This window comes from Streptomyces hokutonensis (assembly GCF_000376565.1).
Classification (GTDB): domain Bacteria; phylum Actinomycetota; class Actinomycetes; order Streptomycetales; family Streptomycetaceae; genus Streptomyces; species Streptomyces hokutonensis.
Map to the genome: position 1 here is coordinate 38,043 of NZ_BARG01000042.1, position 17,104 is coordinate 55,146.

General features: G+C 71.5%; 17 protein-coding genes. 2 read left to right on the top strand and 15 right to left on the bottom strand.

The features are described from left to right. Window positions 1–208: 208 nt before the first annotated feature. The 11 genes from kynU to SSP08S_RS25070 all read right to left on the bottom strand — a co-directional run bounded on the left by kynU (window position 209) and on the right by SSP08S_RS25070 (window position 10,815). Entirely contained in the window at window positions 209–1,399 is a 1,191-nt protein-coding gene (kynU, locus tag SSP08S_RS25020) for a kynureninase (RefSeq protein ID WP_019070377.1), read from the bottom strand. After that, entirely contained in the window at window positions 1,392–2,231 is an 840-nt protein-coding gene (locus SSP08S_RS25025) for a tryptophan 2,3-dioxygenase family protein (protein WP_019070378.1), read from the bottom strand. Before SSP08S_RS25025 ends, kynU begins: the two co-directional genes overlap by 8 nt. Window positions 2,232–2,393: 162 nt before the next feature. After that, entirely contained in the window at window positions 2,394–2,807 is a 414-nt protein-coding gene (locus SSP08S_RS25030) for a DUF3151 domain-containing protein (RefSeq protein WP_019070379.1), read from the bottom strand. Window positions 2,808–2,853: 46 nt separating this feature from the next. Next, window positions 2,854–4,332 (bottom strand): MFS transporter, encoded by a 1,479-nt coding sequence (locus tag SSP08S_RS25035; RefSeq protein ID WP_019070380.1) that lies wholly within the window; start codon window positions 4,330–4,332, stop codon window positions 2,854–2,856. Between the two features lie 60 nt (window positions 4,333–4,392). After that, window positions 4,393–5,415: a class II fructose-bisphosphate aldolase gene (fbaA, locus tag SSP08S_RS25040; protein ID WP_019070381.1), complete on the bottom strand. Its 1,023-nt coding sequence runs from the start codon at window positions 5,413–5,415 to the stop codon at window positions 4,393–4,395. 132 nt (window positions 5,416–5,547) lie between these two features. Further along, complete coding sequence (pyrE, locus tag SSP08S_RS25045; protein ID WP_019070382.1) at window positions 5,548–6,096, bottom strand: orotate phosphoribosyltransferase; 549 nt, start codon at window positions 6,094–6,096, stop codon at window positions 5,548–5,550. Window positions 6,097–6,106: 10 nt separating this feature from the next. Further along, complete coding sequence (locus SSP08S_RS25050) at window positions 6,107–6,895, bottom strand: aldose epimerase family protein (protein ID WP_019070383.1); 789 nt, start codon at window positions 6,893–6,895, stop codon at window positions 6,107–6,109. A 21-nt stretch (window positions 6,896–6,916) separates the two neighbouring features. Further along, entirely contained in the window at window positions 6,917–7,696 is a 780-nt protein-coding gene (locus tag SSP08S_RS25055; protein ID WP_102133408.1) for an SRPBCC domain-containing protein, read from the bottom strand. Between the two features lie 188 nt (window positions 7,697–7,884). Further along, window positions 7,885–9,480, bottom strand: coding sequence for a polyamine aminopropyltransferase (locus SSP08S_RS25060; protein ID WP_019070385.1), 1,596 nt, complete (start codon window positions 9,478–9,480; stop codon window positions 7,885–7,887). A 128-nt stretch (window positions 9,481–9,608) separates the two neighbouring features. Next, window positions 9,609–10,145: a DUF2617 family protein gene (locus SSP08S_RS25065; RefSeq protein ID WP_019070386.1), complete on the bottom strand. Its 537-nt coding sequence runs from the start codon at window positions 10,143–10,145 to the stop codon at window positions 9,609–9,611. Window positions 10,146–10,536: 391 nt separating this feature from the next. Continuing rightward, window positions 10,537–10,815 carry a hypothetical protein gene (locus SSP08S_RS25070; RefSeq protein ID WP_019070387.1) on the bottom strand — a complete coding sequence of 93 codons (279 nt, stop codon included), beginning with the start codon at window positions 10,813–10,815 and terminating at the stop codon, window positions 10,537–10,539. Between the two features lie 129 nt (window positions 10,816–10,944). On the opposite strand from SSP08S_RS25070, the gene SSP08S_RS25075 reads away from it, so the two are divergent. Continuing rightward, on the top strand, window positions 10,945–12,135 hold the full coding sequence (locus tag SSP08S_RS25075) for a pyridoxal phosphate-dependent aminotransferase (RefSeq protein ID WP_026178809.1): 1,191 nt from the start codon (window positions 10,945–10,947) through the stop codon (window positions 12,133–12,135). Here the strand turns inward: SSP08S_RS25075 and SSP08S_RS25080 are convergent. Genes SSP08S_RS25080 through SSP08S_RS25090 form a run of 3 tightly spaced genes read right to left on the bottom strand, consistent with a single transcriptional unit; the run spans window position 12,116 to window position 13,893 of the window. After that, window positions 12,116–12,577, bottom strand: coding sequence for a GNAT family N-acetyltransferase (locus SSP08S_RS25080; RefSeq protein WP_026178810.1), 462 nt, complete (start codon window positions 12,575–12,577; stop codon window positions 12,116–12,118). The two genes, SSP08S_RS25075 and SSP08S_RS25080, sit on opposite strands and share 20 nt — an antisense overlap. Window positions 12,578–12,608: 31 nt before the next feature. Continuing rightward, window positions 12,609–13,313 carry a zinc-binding dehydrogenase gene (locus SSP08S_RS55790; protein WP_019070390.1) on the bottom strand — a complete coding sequence of 235 codons (705 nt, stop codon included), beginning with the start codon at window positions 13,311–13,313 and terminating at the stop codon, window positions 12,609–12,611. 49 nt (window positions 13,314–13,362) lie between these two features. After that, on the bottom strand, window positions 13,363–13,893 hold the full coding sequence (locus tag SSP08S_RS25090) for a type III secretion system chaperone family protein (protein WP_019070391.1): 531 nt from the start codon (window positions 13,891–13,893) through the stop codon (window positions 13,363–13,365). Window positions 13,894–14,001: 108 nt separating this feature from the next. On the opposite strand from SSP08S_RS25090, the gene SSP08S_RS25095 reads away from it, so the two are divergent. Beyond that, window positions 14,002–14,466 carry a hypothetical protein gene (locus SSP08S_RS25095; protein ID WP_245607946.1) on the top strand — a complete coding sequence of 155 codons (465 nt, stop codon included), beginning with the start codon at window positions 14,002–14,004 and terminating at the stop codon, window positions 14,464–14,466. Window positions 14,467–14,476: 10 nt separating this feature from the next. Here SSP08S_RS25095 and clpB read toward each other — a convergent pair whose 3' ends face one another. Then, window positions 14,477–17,074, bottom strand: coding sequence for an ATP-dependent chaperone ClpB (gene clpB, locus SSP08S_RS25100; RefSeq protein WP_019070393.1), 2,598 nt, complete (start codon window positions 17,072–17,074; stop codon window positions 14,477–14,479). Window positions 17,075–17,104: the final 30 nt, after the last annotated feature.

Below are 17,104 nucleotides of genomic sequence, written 5' to 3' on the forward strand. Positions count from 1 at the left end.
GACCAGGAGCGAAACACGCGGAGAAATTCGGCCGTCGGCCGGGACGCTACCAGGCCGGTGGCGTGCACGGAGACCGCTGTTGTCACGCTCGGTGAGGCGTAAACGGTTCTGCGGTGCACGTCACCGGCACGCGACTGGCACGTGACCGGCATCTAACCGCTCCAGTGACCTACGGCGGTTAGATGCCGGTACACACCTTCCAGAGGTCCTACCGGACCAGTTCCCCCAGCACCCGCGCCGCCCGCTCCACGTCCGCGAACCCGACGTACAGCGGCGTGAATCCGAACCGCAGCACGTCCGGGTGCCGGAAGTCGCCGACCACACCCCGCTCGATCAGCCGCTTCATCACGTCACCGGCGTCCGCGCAGCGCAGCGCGACCTGGCTCCCCCGCTCCTCGTGCGCCACAGGAGTCACCGACTCCACCCGCCCCGACGGCACGTACGACGCCACGCACTCCAGGAAGAAGTCCGTCAGGGCGAGGGACTTGGCCCGCACCGCCCCGACCGAGACGCCGTCGGCGTCCCACACGTCGAGGGCGGCCTCCAGGGCGAGCATGGACAGGATGTCCGGGGTGCCGACCCGGCCGCGCAGCGCGCCCGGCGCCGGTTCGTAGGCGGGCCGCATGCCGAAGGGTTCGGCGTGCGAGTTCCAGCCCGGGAGCGGGGAGTCGAAGCGGCTCTGGAGATCGGACCGCACATACAGATACGCCGGTGAACCCGGGCCGCCGTTCAGGTACTTGTAGGTGCAGCCGACCGCGAGGTCCACCCCGTGCTCGTCGAGCCCGACCGGCAGGGCGCCCGCGCTGTGGCACAGGTCCCAGACGGCCACGGCACCCGCCGCGTGGACGGCGGCGGTGAGCGCGGGCAGGTCGTGCAGCCGGCCGGTGCGGTAGTCGACGTGGTTGAGGAGCACCGCCGCCGTACGGTCGCCGAGCACGTCCGGCACCTCGGCCGGGGTCACCGGCCGCACCGTGCACCCGGTCATCCGGGCCGCCGACTCGGCGATGTACCCGTCCGTGGGGAAAGTCGTGGCGTCGACGACGATCTCGTCGCGGCCCTCCCCCGCCATCCGCACGGCCGCCACAACCGCCTTGAACACATTGACACTTGTCGAGTCGCCGACGACGATCTGCCCGGCCGCCGCCCCGACCAGCGGGGCGATCCGGTCGCCGATCCGCTCGGGCGCGGTCCACCACCCGCTCTCGTCCCAGGACCGGATCCGCAGCTCGCCCCACTGCCGCCGTACGACGTCCTCGACCCGGCCAGGGACCGCCACCGGCAGCGCGCCGAGCGAGTTCCCGTCCAGATACACCACGTCATCCAGGACGAACTGCGAACGCACGCCCGCCAGTTCGTCGGCGGCGTCCGACTTCTCTGCCTTCAGCGCGAGTTCAGACATGGGAGCGCGCCGTCCACAGCTCGGGGAAGACGTTCTTCTGCGCGCGCTTCTCCAGCCAGGCCACCCCGGCGGAGCCGCCCGTCCCGGTCTTCGCGCCCATCGCGCGCCGGGTGGCGACGAGATGGTCGTTGCGCCATCGCCACACCAGTTCGGCGACATCGGTCAACGCCTCGCCGAGCCGGGCGAGTTCGTCGCCGGAGTCACCGGAGTAGAGGGCGGTCCACACCTCCTCCACCTGCTCCGACGGCTCGTAGCGCAGCGACACGTCACGCGTGAGCACGGCCTCCGGGACCGTGTGCCCGCGCCGGTCGAGGAGCCTCAGCACCTCGTCGTAGAGGCTCGGTTCGTGCAGTGCCTTCTCCAACTCGGCGTGCACGCGCGGCGCTCCGCGGTGCGGGACGAGCATGGACGCGGACTTCTCGCCGAGCAGGAACTCCATCCGGCGGTACATCGCCGACTGGAAGCCGCTGCCCTCGCCGAGGGCCTCACGGTACGAGTTGAACTGGGCCGGTGTGAGCTGTCCGAGGGGCCGCCAGGAGGCGTTGAGCGCCTCCAGCTCCCGTACGGAACGCTTCAGCGCGTCGATCGCGACCGGCACCCGGTCCTCGCGCAGGGCCCGCGCGGCGGTCTCCCACTCGTGGACGATGACGGTGAACCACAGCTCCATGACCTGGGTGGTGACCAGGAAGACCATCTCGCCGGGGTCTTCGGAGCGGGTGTGCTGGAGGTGGGTGAGGACGTCCGCCTGGACGTAGTCCTCGTACGGGGTCGTCCCCTGGAAGTCGAGATGCGGGGCCTCGGGCTCCTGCGTTTCCTGAGCCTGCTGGGACATCGCTGTCTCCTGATGCGTACTCCGGGTAGCGGTCCGCCCCTGCCGAATTCCGACACGGGGGCCCCGGTCCCCACCGGGCATCCTGCACAATCGTCCCGCAGGACCGCAAGGTCCGCCTGGTCACACCAGGCGGACCCGCATCACCGCACCCGGACTAAGGAACTAGCCCAGCGTCTGGGCCGCCGTCGGCGAGGAATCCTTCAGGAACTGGCTGCACCGCGCGTACTCCTCCTGCTCCCCGATCGCCTGAGCGGCCCGCGCGAGGGCGTGCAGGGCGCGCAGGAAGCCGCGGTTCGGCTCGTGCTCCCAGGGCACCGGACCGTGCCCCTTCCAGCCGTTGCGCCGCAGCGAGTCCAGCCCGCGGTGGTAGCCCGTACGGGCATAGGCGTACGACTCCACGACGCTGCCCCGCTCGAACGCGTCGTCGGCCAGCAGGGCCCAGGCGAGCGAGGAGGTCGGATACTTCGCGGCGACCTCGGCGGGCGCGGCCCCGCTCGCGAGGAGGTCGCGCGGCCCGGGGTCTTCGGGAAGGTGGGTCGGGGGCGGTCCCCCGAGGAGGTTCTCGTGAATCGTCATGGGTTCCAGTCTCCCCCAGCCGCGGCCGTTGCCCCGCATCCACCCGCTACCCCGCGTCGAGCCGCCCCTTCCCCAGCCGCGGCTCCAGCGGCGGGGCCGTGATCGAGCCGTGGGTGATGCACTCCGGGCGGCGGCAGTCCGGGGGCGGGCGCCGTACCGTCGCGAACGCCAGGACGGAACCCACCACCAGCACCCCCGCGCACCACCCCATCGCCCGGTCGAAGGCGTGGTCGAAGGCGGTCGCCGAGCGGTACGCCTCCGAGCCCATCCCGGCGAGCAGCGGCAGCGCGGCGATCGCGATGAGACCGGCCGCGCGGGCCGCCGCGTTGTTGATGCCGCTGGCCAGGCCCGCGCGGGCGGTGTCGACGGAGGCCAGGACGGTGGCCGTCAGCGGCGCGACGAGGATGACCATGCCGGCGCCCATCACCAGGAGGGCCGGTACGACGTCGGCGAGGTAGGAGGCGTCGGGACCGACCCGCAGCATCAGCAGCATCGCCGCCGCACACAACAACGGGCCGACGGTGAGCGGGATACGGGGGCCGATGCGCTGGGCCAGTTCGCCGGAGCGGGCCGAGAAGAGCAGCATCAGGGCGGTGGTCGGGAGCAGGGCCGTGCCGGCCTCCAGCGCCGAGTAGCCTGCCACGACCTGGAGTTGGAGCGCGGTGAGGAAGAAGAAGCCGCTGAAGGCCGCGTACACGCAGAGCGTGACCAGGTTGACCGCCGTGAACTGGCGGGACGCGAAGATGCCCGGCGGCATCATCGGATCGGGGCTGCGCTTCTCGACGTGGACGAACGCGACCCCCGCGGCCACGCCCGCGACGGCGGTGACGATCACGACGGGCAGGGAGCCGTCGCTCGCCTCGATCAGCGCATACGTCACCAGCGCCAACGCGATCGCGCCCAGCGCCGCGCCCAGGACGTCGAAGCGGCCGTGTGTGCGGCCGTCCGCGGACTCGGGGACATGGCGTACGGCGATGGGGGCGCAGACCAGCGCCATCGGGACGTTGATCAGGAACACCCAGCGCCAGCCGGGGCCGTCGACCAGCCAGCCGCCCAGGAACGGGCCGACGGCCGCGCCGATACCGCCGAAGCCGGACCACAGGCCGACCGCCCTGGCCCGGTCGTCGGGGTGGAAGGAGGCCTGGATGAGGGCGAGGGAGCCGGGGGTGAGGAGCGCGCCGCCGACGCCCTGGAGCGCGCGGGCGGCGATCAGGACCCCGGCGTTGGGGGCCAGGCCGCACAGCAGGGAGGCCGCCGCGAACCACACCACCCCGAGGACGAAGATCTTGCGGCGGCCGTAGCGGTCGCCGAGCGAGCCGCCGAGGAGGATCAGACCGGCCAGCGTCAGCATGTACGCGTTGACCGTCCACTGGAGGGCGGCCAGGTCGGCGTCCAGGTCGCGGCCGATGCGCGGCAGGGCGACGTTGACGACGGTGGAGTCCACCATGGCCATGCTGGAGCCGAGGACGGTGGTGAGCAGGACCCACTTGCCCTGGGGCGAGGCGATGCGCACATCGGAGGACATGCCCCCAGGTATACAACGACCCCGGTGCCGTAGCACCGGGGTCGCGGCAGACCGCAGAGGTTACTTGATCTTCGTGCCCGTCGAGCGCAGGTTCGCGCACGCCTCGGTGACGCGCGCGGCCATCGACGCCTCGGCCAGCTTGCCCCAGGTCCGCGGGTCGTAGGTCTTCTTGGAGCCGACCTCGCCGTCGACCTTCAGGACGCCGTCGTAGTTGCGGAACATGTGGTCCGCGACCGGGCGCGTGAACGCGTACTGGGTGTCGGTGTCGAGGTTCATCTTCACCACGCCGTTCTCCAGCGCGGTGGCGATCTCCTGCTCGGTGGAGCCGGAACCGCCGTGGAAGACGAAGTCGAACGGGGACGCCTTGCCGTACTTCGCGGCCACGCCGTCGCTCAGCTCCTTGAGGAGCTCGGGGCGCAGGACGACGTTGCCCGGCTTGTACACGCCGTGCACGTTGCCGAAGGACGCGGCGAGCAGGTAGCGGCCCTTCTCGCCGAGGCCGAGCGCCTCGACCGTACGGATCGCGTCCTCGACGGTGGTGTAGAGGTTGTCGTTGATCTCGTGCGAGACACCGTCCTCCTCGCCGCCGGTCGGGGTGATCTCCACCTCGAGGATGATCTTCGCGGCGGCGGCGCGGGCCAGCAGCTCCTGCGCGATGGCGAGGTTGTCGGCGAGGGTCTCCGCGGAGCCGTCCCACATGTGGGACTGGAACAGCGGGTTGCGGCCGGCCTTCACGCGCTCCTCGGAGACGGCGAGCAGCGGACGGACGTAGCCGTCGAGCTTGTCCTTGGGGCAGTGGTCGGTGTGCAGCGCGACCGTGACCGGGTACTTCTCGGCGACGATGTGCGCGAACTCGGCGAGCGCCACGGAACCCGTGACCATCTCCTTGGCGTACTGGCCGCCCAGGAACTCGGCGCCACCCGTGGAGATCTGGACGATGCCGTCGCTCTCGGCCTCCGCGAAGCCGCGCAGCGCAGCGTGCAGGGTCTGGGTCGAGGTCACATTGATGGCCGGGTAGGCGAACTTGCCTGCCTTCGCCCGGTCGAGCATCTCGTTGTAGACCTCGGGGGTTGCGATGGGCATCTGTCCGCTCCTTGGTATCTGCGGGTTGGCGATCTTCGCGATCTGCGTGCTACGGCCCTGACCTAGACCTTGGGTGCGACGTCATCGTCGTGCCCATCTTTCCAGACGTGGCCGGATGCTAGGAGCGTGCGGTCAGTCCAGGCCCAGCTCGTCCTTGGAAAAGGCGAAGAGGTACGGCACTCCCGCGCCCGCCTCGATCTTCTCGGCCGCGCCGGTCGCCCGGTCCACGATGGTCGCGACGCCGACGACCTCGGCACCGGCCGCGCGCACCGCCTCGACGGCGGTGAGCGGGGAACCGCCGGTGGTGGAGGTGTCCTCGACGACCAGGACCCGGCGGCCCGCGATCTCGGGGCCCTCCACCTGGCGCTGCATGCCGTGCGCCTTCGCGGCCTTGCGCACGACGAAGGCGTCGAGCTGCTGTCCGCGCGCGGCGGCGGCGTGCAGCATCGAGGTGGCGACCGGGTCGGCGCCCATGGTCAGGCCGCCGACCGCGTCGAAGTCGAGGCCGGCGGTCAGGTCCAGCAGCACCTGCCCGACGAGCGGGGCGGCCGCCCCGTCGAGGGTCACGCGGCGGAGGTCGATGTAGTAGTCGGCCTCCAGACCCGACGACAGGGTCACCTTGCCGTGCACCACGGCCTTGTCCTTGATCTGCTGCAGCAGCGCGCCGCGTACGTCCGTCATGCCGCCCAGCTTAGAGGCGCGTCCACGCCCAGGTCATCGTGGCTTCCAGCGGCTCGATCGGGGTGACCAGGCGGGGCAGGGTGTTGAGGCCGTTCGGCGGTCCGGTCTGCGGTTCCACGCAGACCGCCGCCTCCTGCTCGTCGTAGACGACGACCCACTGCTCGGGGCTCGTCACCTTCAGCGCCAGCTGCCCCGGCCAGGTCAGGGTGACGTCGACACCGTCCGGCATGCCGAAGCAGTCGTCCCAGGGGCTCGGCTTCACGTCGATACGGTTGCCGGTGGGGAGGTGGTCGTCGCCGCGCTCCTCCTGCCAGGCGGGGCTGAAGTCGACGAGGACGTCCTCGCCGCCGAGGTTGCGGTTGAACCACGGGTGCCAGCCGATCTGCGCCGGGAACGAGTCGCCGTACGCCTCGATCGCCATGGTGAGCGTCAGGGAGTCGGCGGTCAGCGCGACGGCCTGGGTGACGCGGCCCGGGAAGGGCCACGGCTCGATGAGGTCGTACGTGATGACCGTCTCGTCGGCCGTGCGGCGGGCGGTGCGCCAGGCGCCGTCGCGGACGGTGCCGTGGATGGCGTGCGGCGGGGAGTTGAGGGGCATCTGGTGGACGGTCCCGCCGTCCAGGAAGCGGCCGTCGCGGATCCGCCCGCACCAGGGGACCATCGGGAAGCACCCGAACCGCTCGCCCTGGCGCAGCAGTTCGGTGCCGCCGACGCGCAGTCCTCCGATACGGCCGCCGTTGCCCGGCTGCACCGTCACTTCCGCGTCGCCCGCGGTCAGCGTGATCTCTTCGTTACTCACGGCACGACCCTACTGGGCCGCTCAACGCCGTTTGCGCAGCACCCTGTTCACCACGATCGCCGACGCCAGGACCAGCGCGGCGGCCGGGGCCGCCCAGCGGAGCGTGGCGTTCGCGGAGACGGTCTGCGGCGCGGGCACGGGGGCGTAACGCCCGCGCGGCGGCGCGTGGTCGACCTCCTCCGCGCTGCGGCCGATCATCGTGCGGCGCGCGTGCGCGGCCTCTGCCGGGGGCTGAGGGGTCTCGGCGAAGGTCTCGGAGACGTGGAGTTCCTCGATGGCGCCGGCGATGTCGGCATCCGGGTCGTCGAGATCTACGTCATCCGCCTCTACGTCGTCCGGGTCGTCCACATCGTCCGCGTCGTCCACGTCGTCGACCGGCTCCGGCTCCGCCCCCAGGTTCGCCGCGAACCGCTCCAGCAGCCTGGTCGTCGCCGCGTGCACCGCGTCCGGGGCCAGTTCGGTGACCCGGCCGTCCGCCGTCGCCGTACCGTCGAAGGTGATCGTCGAGCCGCCGTCGGACGCGCGGACGCGGACGGTGAGGGCGAGTTTGACGGAGCCGGTGCCGCGGGCCTCGGTCGCGTCGCCCTCGACGGCGTACGAGCCGTCGTCCCGGGCGGAGACGCGGACCGACCCCCGGTAGGTGATGGAGTGGCCGCCGACGCGGACCTTCAGGCGGCCGGCGACGGGTTCGGTGCCGGCGTCCTGCTGGAGGCCGGGGACGGCGCGGGCGACCCGGGCGGGGTCACCGAGCGCGGACCGCAGCCGCTCGGGCGAAACCGGAACGTGCACCTCAAGCTCCATGCTTGCGGAGCCTACCTAGGTTGACCGGGGGTACACGTGCCGTTGCCCGGAAGTGATGGTGTGTTGGTGCGGGCGTCGCGGGGGCTGCCGCCCCCACACCCCCGCTTCGGCCTGGACGGCCTCGTCCTCAAACGCCGGACGGGCCGAATATCGTCGGCCGGCGTTGAAAAAAGGCACGCCTCCCACCTTCAGTACCGCGGATGCACCAACGTCGAAGCCGGCAGCCCCGCTACCCGGGTCCGCTCCGCCGCCCGTACGTCGCTCCTCAGCCCCCGCTCCACGGGCACCACCCCCCGCGCCGCCAGCACGAACCCCCAGTCGCGCGGGGAACGGGACGTGCCGGCCGTACGGTCGGGGCCCGCCGCGAAGCCCGAGGCGCGGCCGCCGACGCGGTAGGGGACGGGGTGGAGGCCGGCCGAGCGGACCGTGGAGACCACGGTCCAGAAGACGCGGCGCCGGGAGGCGACCGGTCCCGCGTGCACGACGAGCCGGCCCCGCTCGGTGAGGGCGCGGCGGGCGAGGCCGTAGAACTCCTGGGAGTAGAGCTTGGTGCTGGCGGTGATGCCGGGGTCGGGGAGGTCGGCGACGACCACGTCGTACGTCCCGGGGTGGACGCGGCGCAGCAGGTCGAAGGCGTCGCCGGTGGTGACGTGGACGCGCGGGTCGCCGTAGACGTGGTCGTTGAGCGCGGCGAGGGCGGAGTCGTGGCGGGCCAACTGGACGACTTCCGCGTCGAGTTCGACGATGTCGACGCGGCGCACGCCCCGGTGGCGCAGGACGTCGCGGGCGGCGAGGCCGTCGCCGCCGCCGAGGACGAGGACGCGCGCGTGGGGGCCGTCCATCGCGGGGTCGACGAGGGCCTCGTGGTAGCGGCGCTCGTCGCGCTGGCTGACGCGGAGGCGGCCGTCGAGGAAGAGGTCGAGGGGGCGGCCGTGGTCGCCGCCGGTGAGGACGACCTCCTGGACGTCCGTCTGGAGAGCGACGCGGACGTCCTTGCCGTAGACGGCGTGCCGTGCGGCCCGTTCGAAGTCGTCGACGAGTACGGCGGCGGAGGCGAGCAGGCCGAGGACGGTGAGGTTGGCGAGGACCAGGAGCCAGCGGCCCCGGCGGGTGAGGTCGCGGCGGAACAGGCCGAGGACCAGACAGCCGCCGGCGACCACGTTGACCGTGCCGGTGAGGAGGGTGCCGGTGAGCTGGCCCAGGAACGGGAGGAGCAGGAAGGGGAACGCCAGGCCGCCGACGAGTGCGCCCACGTAGTCCGCCGCGAAGAGGTCGGCCACCGCGCCGCCCGCGTCCTGGCGGCGGATGCGCTGGATCAGCTCCATGAGGAGCGGGACTTCCGCGCCGATCAGCAGGCCGATCGCGAGGGAGAAGGCGACGAGGAGGCAGCGCGGGCCCTGCGCCCAGAGGCCGCCCCAGTTCCCGGTCCAGGCGAAGACGGCGTACAGGGCCATCGCGCTGCAGCCGCCGATCAGCGCGAGGGCCGCCTCGACCGCGCCGAAACCGGCCGCCGCGTGCCAGCGCAGGCGTTTCGCCGCGAGGGAGCCGATGCCCATCGCGAAGACCATGACGGAGAGGACGACGGAGGCCTGGGTGACCGAGTCGCCGATCAAGTACGAGGCGAGGGCGACGAGTTCGAGTTCGTACACGAGTCCGCAGGCCGCGCAGACGAAGACCCCCGCGAGCACCAGGAACCGGCCCGTGCCCGGCCGTACGGGCAGCCGCGCGGGGCCTGCCCAGGGCGGCTGGGTACCCGGCCGGGCCGGCGCGTGCGGTTCGATCACGCTGCGACGTTACGTCACGGGACGGGCACGCTTCGTCACCCACACGTGTGGAATGTGTTTACGACGGCCGGGACCGGTGTCGTATCCCCGCGACCCCGGATCCCCAGACGGGCGACGGCACCGAATCCTCAGACAGGAGACGGCACCGGATAGGCCACCGGCACCCGTACGCCCACCCGCGTCCGGGTCGCCACCAGCTGGCCGTCCTGCGGATAGGCGTGCCAGGTGCGCCAGTGCACCTGGCCCTCGTACCGCTGGGCGAGCATCGCGGTGAAGGCGTGCGGGCTGCCGGGGAAGACGCCCGCCAGACCGTTGGGATGGTCGGCGACGAGGGCCAGCAGTTCCTGGGCGCGGCCCGCGAACTGCCCCGGGGACAGCACCTCGACCCGGGCCGCGAACTCGTACTCCCAGTCGCCGACCCGCTTGGCGACCCCGAGCGGCAGCGGTGTGCTGGAACCCGGGATGCACGCGACCGTCTCCGAACAGCTGCCCCGCTCCTCGTCCAGGAGTACCTGGTGGGACGCGCCGAGCAGTCTCAACTGGAGCCGCGCACCGGCGAGTTCCAGGTCGAGTGTGGCCAGCGCGGGAAGCGGCTCGCGCCCCAGGGTCCAGGCGAGGTCGGCCGCGCGCGTATCGGTGTAGGAGGTCTGAAGGGTCGTGAGCATGGATCGGCTCCGCTAGCACGCAAAGAAAGGGGAGTGTGGGTCCGGCGCACCCCGGTAGACACCGGGGGATCGGCCCGGTCAGCCCAGTCAGGAGAAGGTGTCTGCGGGCTTCCGAGGGGCCGCGTTGGTGATTTAGAGGGAATCATGAACGGTGGCGCCACCACAGTCTTTTTACCCAACTTCGTGGGGTTTCCATCCCTCAGGGGGCTCCACAGCTCAACTGTTCAACCAAGGCGTACGCCCAGGCGTGTCCGGCGCGCGCCGGGAGCGCCCGCCGGGAGCGGTCTCCCGACGGGCGCCGTGACCCCGGACGCGGCCCCTTCCGCGGTGCTCGGCTGCCCCGTGTCAGCCGTCACCACGTCCGCGTCGCCGCGTCCGCTGCCACGCCCGCTCAGCTGCCCCCGCCGCAGCCGCCACCGCCCCCGCAGGACGAACCGCCGCCGCACGACGAGCCGCCGCCGCAGGAGGAGTGCCCGCCGCAGGAGTGGTGGTGGCCGTGCCCTCCCCCGGAGGACGACCCCCCGTCCCCGGCCCACCAGCTGCTCGTACCGGCGGCGGTTCCCCCACTGCGGAGGCCGGACCCCTTGCCGACCCTGCTGCCGCGCCCCGCGCGCACGACCGCCGCTACGAAGACGACCGCGATCACCGCCAGGATGACGAAGAAGAACATGGCGTCACCCTCCTTCCGATTCCCCCGAAGCGGCCCCCCGTGGGCGCCTCGTGTGGTGCGTGAAGCAGGGATGCCCGGCCGTCTCACCTGCCAAAGCAGAGTTGAGGAAGTCCAGAGCTTGGGCGCAGGATGACGGGCATGACCTCCAGCGCACGCCCCCTCCTCAACCGCCGGCTCGCCGAGTTCGGGACGACGATCTTCGCCGAGATGTCCGCCCTCGCCCTGAAGACCGGGTCGATCAACCTCGGCCAGGGCTTCCCCGACACGGACGGCCCCGAGGAGATCCGCGAGGCGGCGGTCCGCGCGCTGCGCGACGGACGCGGCAACCAGTACCCGCCGGGCCCCGGCGTCCCCGAACTGCGCACCGCGATCGCCGCCCACCAGGAGCGCCGCTACGGCCTGTCCTACGACCCCGACGCCGAGGTCCTGGTCACGGCGGGCGCGACGGAGGCGATCGCCGCGGCGCTGCTGGCCCTGGTGGAACCGGGCGACGAGGTCATCGCGTTCGAGCCGTACTACGACTCCTACGCCGCCTGCATCGCGATGGCGGGCGGCACGCGCGTACCGGTCACGCTCCGCCCGCACGAAGGGTCGTTCCGCCTCGACCTCGACGAACTGCGCGCCGCCGTCACCGACCGCACCCGCCTCCTCCTCATCAACACCCCGCACAACCCGACCGGCACCGTCCTCACCCGCGAGGAACTCACAGCGATCGCCGAACTCGCCGTGGAACGCGATCTGTTGGTGATCACGGACGAGGTGTACGAGCACCTGGTGTTCGACACGGCCGAGCACATCCCGCTCGCGACGTTCCCGGGGATGCGGGGGCGCACGGTGTCGATCGGCTCGGCCGGCAAGACCTTCTCCTTCACCGGCTGGAAGGTGGGCTGGGTGACGGGAACCCCGGACCTGGTCACGGCCGTGCGCTCCGCGAAGCAGTTCCTCACCTACGTGGCGTCGGGCCCCTTCCAGTACGCGGTCGCGGAAGCCCTCTCCCTCCCCGACTCCTACTTCGACGCCTTCCGCGCGGACATGCTCGCCAAGCGGGACGTCCTGGCGGCGGGCCTGACGGAGGCGGGCTTCGAGGTCTTCCGCCCGGCCGGCACGTACTTCGTCACCACCGACATCCGCCCCCTCGGCGAGACCGACGGCTTCGCCTTCTGCCGCGCGCTGCCCGAGCGCGCCGGTGTCGTCGCCATCCCCAACGCCGTCTTCTACGACCACCGGGAGGCGGGGGCGCCGTTCGTACGGTTCGCGTTCTGCAAGCGGGTGGGGGTTCTGGAGGAGGCGGTGGGACGGCTCAAGTCACTGGCGGGCTGAGCCGGAGGTCGATCCAGGGAATGTGCTCCCCGGGCAGCAGATACCGCTCGGTCTCGACGAAGCCGTGCCGCAGCGCGAACCGCAGTCCGTCCTCGTTGGAGGACAGGACGACGGTCTCGATCACTTCGGCGCCCAGCTCGCGGGCGCGGTCGAGCCCGCGGGCGTAGAGCTCCTGGCCGAACCCGCGCCCGCGGTGCGGGGCGAGAACGCGGGCGATGACGGTGGCCGTCCGCGTCCCGTCCGTCGGCGGGCGGACCGTGGTGCAGCCCACGAGTTCGCCGTCTCCATCGTTCAGGTAGGCGATCTCCAGGTGGTGGCGCCGGGCGCGTTCCCGTACGTCGTCCAGGGAAAGGACGTGGGTGGGGACGATCGTGTTGTGGACGTGCTGCCAGTCTTTCAACGTGGCGTCGTCGTCCGGCTGTTGAATGCGAAGGCCAGGCATCCCGGCAGCGAACCCGAACACCTCTTGGACGTCAACTCCGCCGATCACCCGCGTCCGCATCCCGCGGCGACACGAAGTCGGCGACGAGCACGACGCCCCCGCGGAAACCGCCCTTCGCCAGCATGGTGTGCGCTTCCGCGACCCGTTCGAACGGGAACGTCCTGGCGACCCGCAGATCCAGCCGGCCGCTCTCCACCAGGCCCACCAGCTCGGCGAGTTCGGCGCCGTCCGCACGTGCCTGGACCAGGCCGACGCTGATGCCGCGCTCCGCGGCCGGTGCGTTCGGCGGTGTCACCGCGACGAAGGAACCGCCGTCGCGCACGGCCCCGATCACCGAGGTCCCGAGCGACGCGGCGTCGAGGAGTCCGTCGACCACCCCGCCCGGTACGGCCTTGCGCACCGCATAGGCGGGATGGTCGCCACGGGCGACGAAGGTCGCCCCGAGACCGGTGAGATACGGCTCATCCTCGGGGGCGGCGACGGCGACCACCCGCAGGCCCTGGTGCCGGGCCAGCTGGACCGCGAACCCGCCGATGGCACCGGCCGCCCCGGTGACGGCGATCCGGTCACCGACCCCGGTACTGAGTCCGCGCGCCACCAACGGAGACCAGGTCGCCACCGCGGTGACCGGGGCCCTCGCCGCCCTGCACACCGCGTGACCACCGGCGGGGACGACGAGAGCCCGGTCCCCGCACACGACGGTGACGGTCGCGTACCGGGCCGGGCTCTCGTTCACAGAAGTACTGCGGCTTCTACGGGTTCTACGGGTACTACGGGACCGAGGACTACTCCTCGTCGTCCTCGGGCTTCTCCGTGGCCTCGTCGACTTCCTCGGTCAGACCGAGCTGCTCGACGAGCCAGCGGTCGAACTCGATGGCGGCGCGCACCCAGCTGACCGTCGAGGAGACGAAGTGGTTCAGGTCGACGCCGGTGCCGATCAGCATCTGCGCCTCGCCGATCAGACGGACGGTGCCGTCGTCGTGCGTGTGGCTGTAGACCTTGGGCCACAGGGTGCGGCGGTTCCAGTCGTCGATGGACTCCAGCAGCTGCGGCTTGGAGTCGATCTCGTGGGGACGGTCGTAGAACGTCCGGACCGAGAAGACGAGCTGGTCGTCCTCACCGCGGAACATGAAGTACGTACGGAACTGCTCCCACGGCGCCGCGAGGTCTCCCTCGTCGTCGACGACATACTTCAGCTCCATCTGGTCGAGGAGCTGCTTCACGAGGTCCTGATCCGGGACGACGGGGCCCGCCGGTCCTTGCTGCGGCTCGGGCTGGCCCCCGAAGTTCGGAATCGAGGACGGGTCGATGCTCACCGTGTATTTCCCTTCGTACGGATTCCGCCATCCTCCCCCATCCGGGGAGGGGCGTGGCAACCCCTGCCGGGTCTGTCCGCCACGGGCTGACCAGATACGGTCATGCACATGCGGACTACGACGCGGTGGCTGCTCTGGGGAATGTGGTGGGCGTGCCTGGTTTTCGTCGTGGGGGCGGCCTGGTGGTTCGGACGCACGATGTTCTACGCCGCCTCCAGTGACGACCCTCCCGGCACTGTCACCGAGGCCGGCTGCGCCGAGGCCATGGACTTCTCCGGCGCCGCGCTGCCCGAGGGCACCCGGGACGAGGACTGCACCTCGCACACCTGGGGAGGCCAGGCGTACGACGGCAGTTTCCGCATGCCGCGCGCGGCGGTGGGCGGATGGCTGGCCGAGTCGTTCCCGGACGCCACGGACTTCCCCTGCGACGGAGACGACGACAAGTGCGTCCACGCCCTCCGCGAAACGCACGCGCACACGCCCGGCGCCTACACCGTGACGGTGAGCGTGCACTACGAGGGCGGGTCCGCGGGGGACACCGCCCTCGTCACCTTCGACGCGAGTTCCTACTGAGCGCCGGGCGTCACAGCGTCTTGCCGGTCGCCGGGCCCACGATCAGCCCGTCCCCGAACGCGTCCACCCGGACCGTGTCGCCGTCCTTGACCTCGCCCGCCAGGATCTCCTTGGCGAGGCGGTCGCCGATCGCGGTCTGCACCAGCCGCCGCAGCGGTCGCGCGCCGTAGGCCGGGTCGTTGCCGTTGTCCGCGAGCCAGGTCAGGGCCTCGTCGGTGATCTCCAGGGTGAGGCGGCGTTCCGCGAGGCGCTTGGCCAGGCGGCCGATCTGGAGCGCGGCGATCCGGCCCAGCTCCTCCCGGTTCAGGGCGGAGAACACCACCAGGTCGTCAAGGCGGTTGAGGAACTCCGGCTTGAAGGAGGCCCGGACCACCTGGAGGACCTGTTCCTTCTTCTCGTCCTCGCCCGTGCTCGGGTCGATCAGGAAGTTGCTGCCGAGGTTGGACGTGAGGATCAGGATGGTGTTGCGGAAGTCGACCGTGCGGCCCTGACCGTCCGTCAACCGGCCGTCGTCCAGCACCTGGAGCAGGACGTCGAAGACCTCCGGGTGCGCCTTCTCGACCTCGTCCAGCAGGATCACCGAGTACGGGCGCCTGCGCACGGCCTCCGTGAGCTGGCCGCCCTCCTCGTAGCCGACGTAGCCGGGAGGCGCGCCGACCAGCCGGGCCACGCTGTGCTTCTCGCCGTACTCCGACATGTCGATGCGGACCATGGCCCGTTCGTCGTCGAAGAGGAAGTCCGCGAGGGCCTTGGCGAGTTCGGTCTTGCCGACGCCCGTCGGGCCGAGGAAGAGGAAGGAGCCGGTGGGGCGGTCGGGGTCCGCGATGCCCGCGCGGGTGCGCCGTACCGCGTCGGAGACCGCCTGTACGGCCTCCTGCTGGCCGATGAGCCGGCGGCCCAACTCCTCCTCCATGCGCAGGAGTTTCTGCGTCTCGCCCTCCAGGAGGCGGCCTGCGGGGATGCCGGTCCAGGAACCGACCACGTCCGCGATGTCGTCGGGGCCGACCTCCTCCTTGACCATCGTGTCCTTGGAGGCTTCCTCCTCGGCCTCGGAGGCCTCCTCCAAGTCCCGCTCCAGGGTGGGGATCTCGCCGTAGAGCAGCTTGGAGGCGGTGTCGAAGTCGCCGTCGCGCTGGGCGCGTTCGGCCTGGCCGCGGAGTTCGTCGAGCTTCTCCTTCAGCTCGCCGACCCGGTTGAGGGACTGCTTCTCCTTCTCCCAGCGGGCGTTGAGGCCGCGGAGTTCCTCCTCGCGGTCGGCGAGGTCGCGGCGCAGCTTCTCCAGGCGCTCGATGGAGGCGGCGTCCTTCTCCTTGTCGAGGGCCAGCTCCTCCATCTTCAACCGGTCGACGGAGCGCTGGAGTTCGTCGATCTCGACGGGGGAGGAGTCGATCTCCATGCGCAGGCGGGAGGCCGCCTCGTCGACGAGGTCGATCGCCTTGTCGGGGAGGAAGCGGGAGGTGATGTAGCGGTCGGAGAGGGTCGCGGCGGCGACCAGCGCGCTGTCCGCGATGACGACCTTGTGGTGTGCCTCGTAGCGGCCCTTGAGTCCGCGCAGGATCGCGATGGTGTCCTCGACGGACGGCTCCGCGACCAGCACCTGCTGGAAGCGGCGCTCCAGCGCCGGGTCCTTCTCGATGCGCTCGCGGTACTCGTCGAGGGTGGTCGCGCCGACCATGCGGAGTTCGCCGCGGGCGAGCATCGGCTTCAGCATGTTGCCGGCGTCCATGGCGGAGTCGCCGCCGGCGCCCGCGCCCACGACGGTGTGCAGCTCGTCGATGAAGGTGATGATCTGGCCGTCGGAGTCCTTGATCTCGGCCAGGACGGTCTTCAGCCGCTCCTCGAACTCGCCGCGGTACTTCGCGCCCGCGACCATCGCGCCGAGGTCGAGCGAGACCAGCCGCTTGTTCTTGAGGGACTCCGGCACGTCCCCCTTGACGATCCGCTGGGCCAGCCCCTCGACGACGGCGGTCTTGCCGACGCCGGGCTCGCCGATGAGGACGGGGTTGTTCTTGGTGCGGCGGGACAGCACCTGGACGACCCGCCGGATCTCCTGGTCCCGCCCGATGACGGGGTCGAGCTTGCCCTCGCGCGCGGCGGCCGTGAAGTCCGTGCCGAACTTCTCCAGCGCCTTGTACTGCCCCTCGGGGTCGGGTGTGGTCACCCGGCGCCCTCCCCTGCTCTTCTGGAACGCGTCCAGCAGCTTCTTCGCACTGGCCCCCTGCTGGGAGAGTACGTCCCCGGCCGCGCCGCCCTTCGCGGCGATGCCGATCAGCAGGTGCTCGGTCGAGAGGTACTCGTCGCCGAGCTCCTTCGCGCGCTCGTCGGCGTCCGCGAGCACCGCGAGCAGTTCACGGCTGGGCTGCGGGGGCGCGACGGTCGACCCGGTCACGCTGGGCAGCGAGGCGAGCACGCGCTCGGCCCCGGACCGTACGGCGGCCTGGTCGGCGTCGACGGCGGCCAGCAGGTCGGTGATGTTCTCGTTGTCCTCCCCCGCGAGCAGCGAGAGAAGCAGGTGCGCCGGGGTCAGATCGGCGTGCCCCCCGGTGACGGCGCGGCTGCTGGCCGCGTTGATCGCTTCCCGGCTCCTGTTGGTCAGCTCGGCGTCCACGTTCCGGTACTCCTCCTCCTACAGCCTTCG

What these genes read in the sequence shown, in the direction of transcription:
- kynU (WP_019070377.1), bottom strand. Translation starts at nt 1,399, where the DNA reads ATGTCTGAACTCGCGCTGAAGGCAGAGAAGTCGGACGCCGCCGACGAA.
- SSP08S_RS25025 (WP_019070378.1), bottom strand. Translation starts at nt 2,231, where the DNA reads ATGTCCCAGCAGGCTCAGGAAACGCAGGAGCCCGAGGCCCCGCATCTC.
- SSP08S_RS25030 (WP_019070379.1), bottom strand. Translation starts at nt 2,807, where the DNA reads ATGACGATTCACGAGAACCTCCTCGGGGGACCGCCCCCGACCCACCTT.
- SSP08S_RS25035 (WP_019070380.1), bottom strand. Translation starts at nt 4,332, where the DNA reads ATGTCCTCCGATGTGCGCATCGCCTCGCCCCAGGGCAAGTGGGTCCTG.
- fbaA (WP_019070381.1), bottom strand. Translation starts at nt 5,415, where the DNA reads ATGCCCATCGCAACCCCCGAGGTCTACAACGAGATGCTCGACCGGGCG.
- pyrE (WP_019070382.1), bottom strand. Translation starts at nt 6,096, where the DNA reads ATGACGGACGTACGCGGCGCGCTGCTGCAGCAGATCAAGGACAAGGCC.
- SSP08S_RS25055 (WP_102133408.1), bottom strand. Translation starts at nt 7,696, where the DNA reads ATGGAGCTTGAGGTGCACGTTCCGGTTTCGCCCGAGCGGCTGCGGTCC.
- SSP08S_RS25065 (WP_019070386.1), bottom strand. Translation starts at nt 10,145, where the DNA reads ATGCTCACGACCCTTCAGACCTCCTACACCGATACGCGCGCGGCCGAC.
- SSP08S_RS25070 (WP_019070387.1), bottom strand. Translation starts at nt 10,815, where the DNA reads ATGTTCTTCTTCGTCATCCTGGCGGTGATCGCGGTCGTCTTCGTAGCG.
- SSP08S_RS25075 (WP_026178809.1), top strand. Translation starts at nt 10,945, where the DNA reads ATGACGGGCATGACCTCCAGCGCACGCCCCCTCCTCAACCGCCGGCTC.
- SSP08S_RS25080 (WP_026178810.1), bottom strand. Translation starts at nt 12,577, where the DNA reads ATGCCTGGCCTTCGCATTCAACAGCCGGACGACGACGCCACGTTGAAA.
- SSP08S_RS25095 (WP_245607946.1), top strand. Translation starts at nt 14,002, where the DNA reads ATGCGGACTACGACGCGGTGGCTGCTCTGGGGAATGTGGTGGGCGTGC.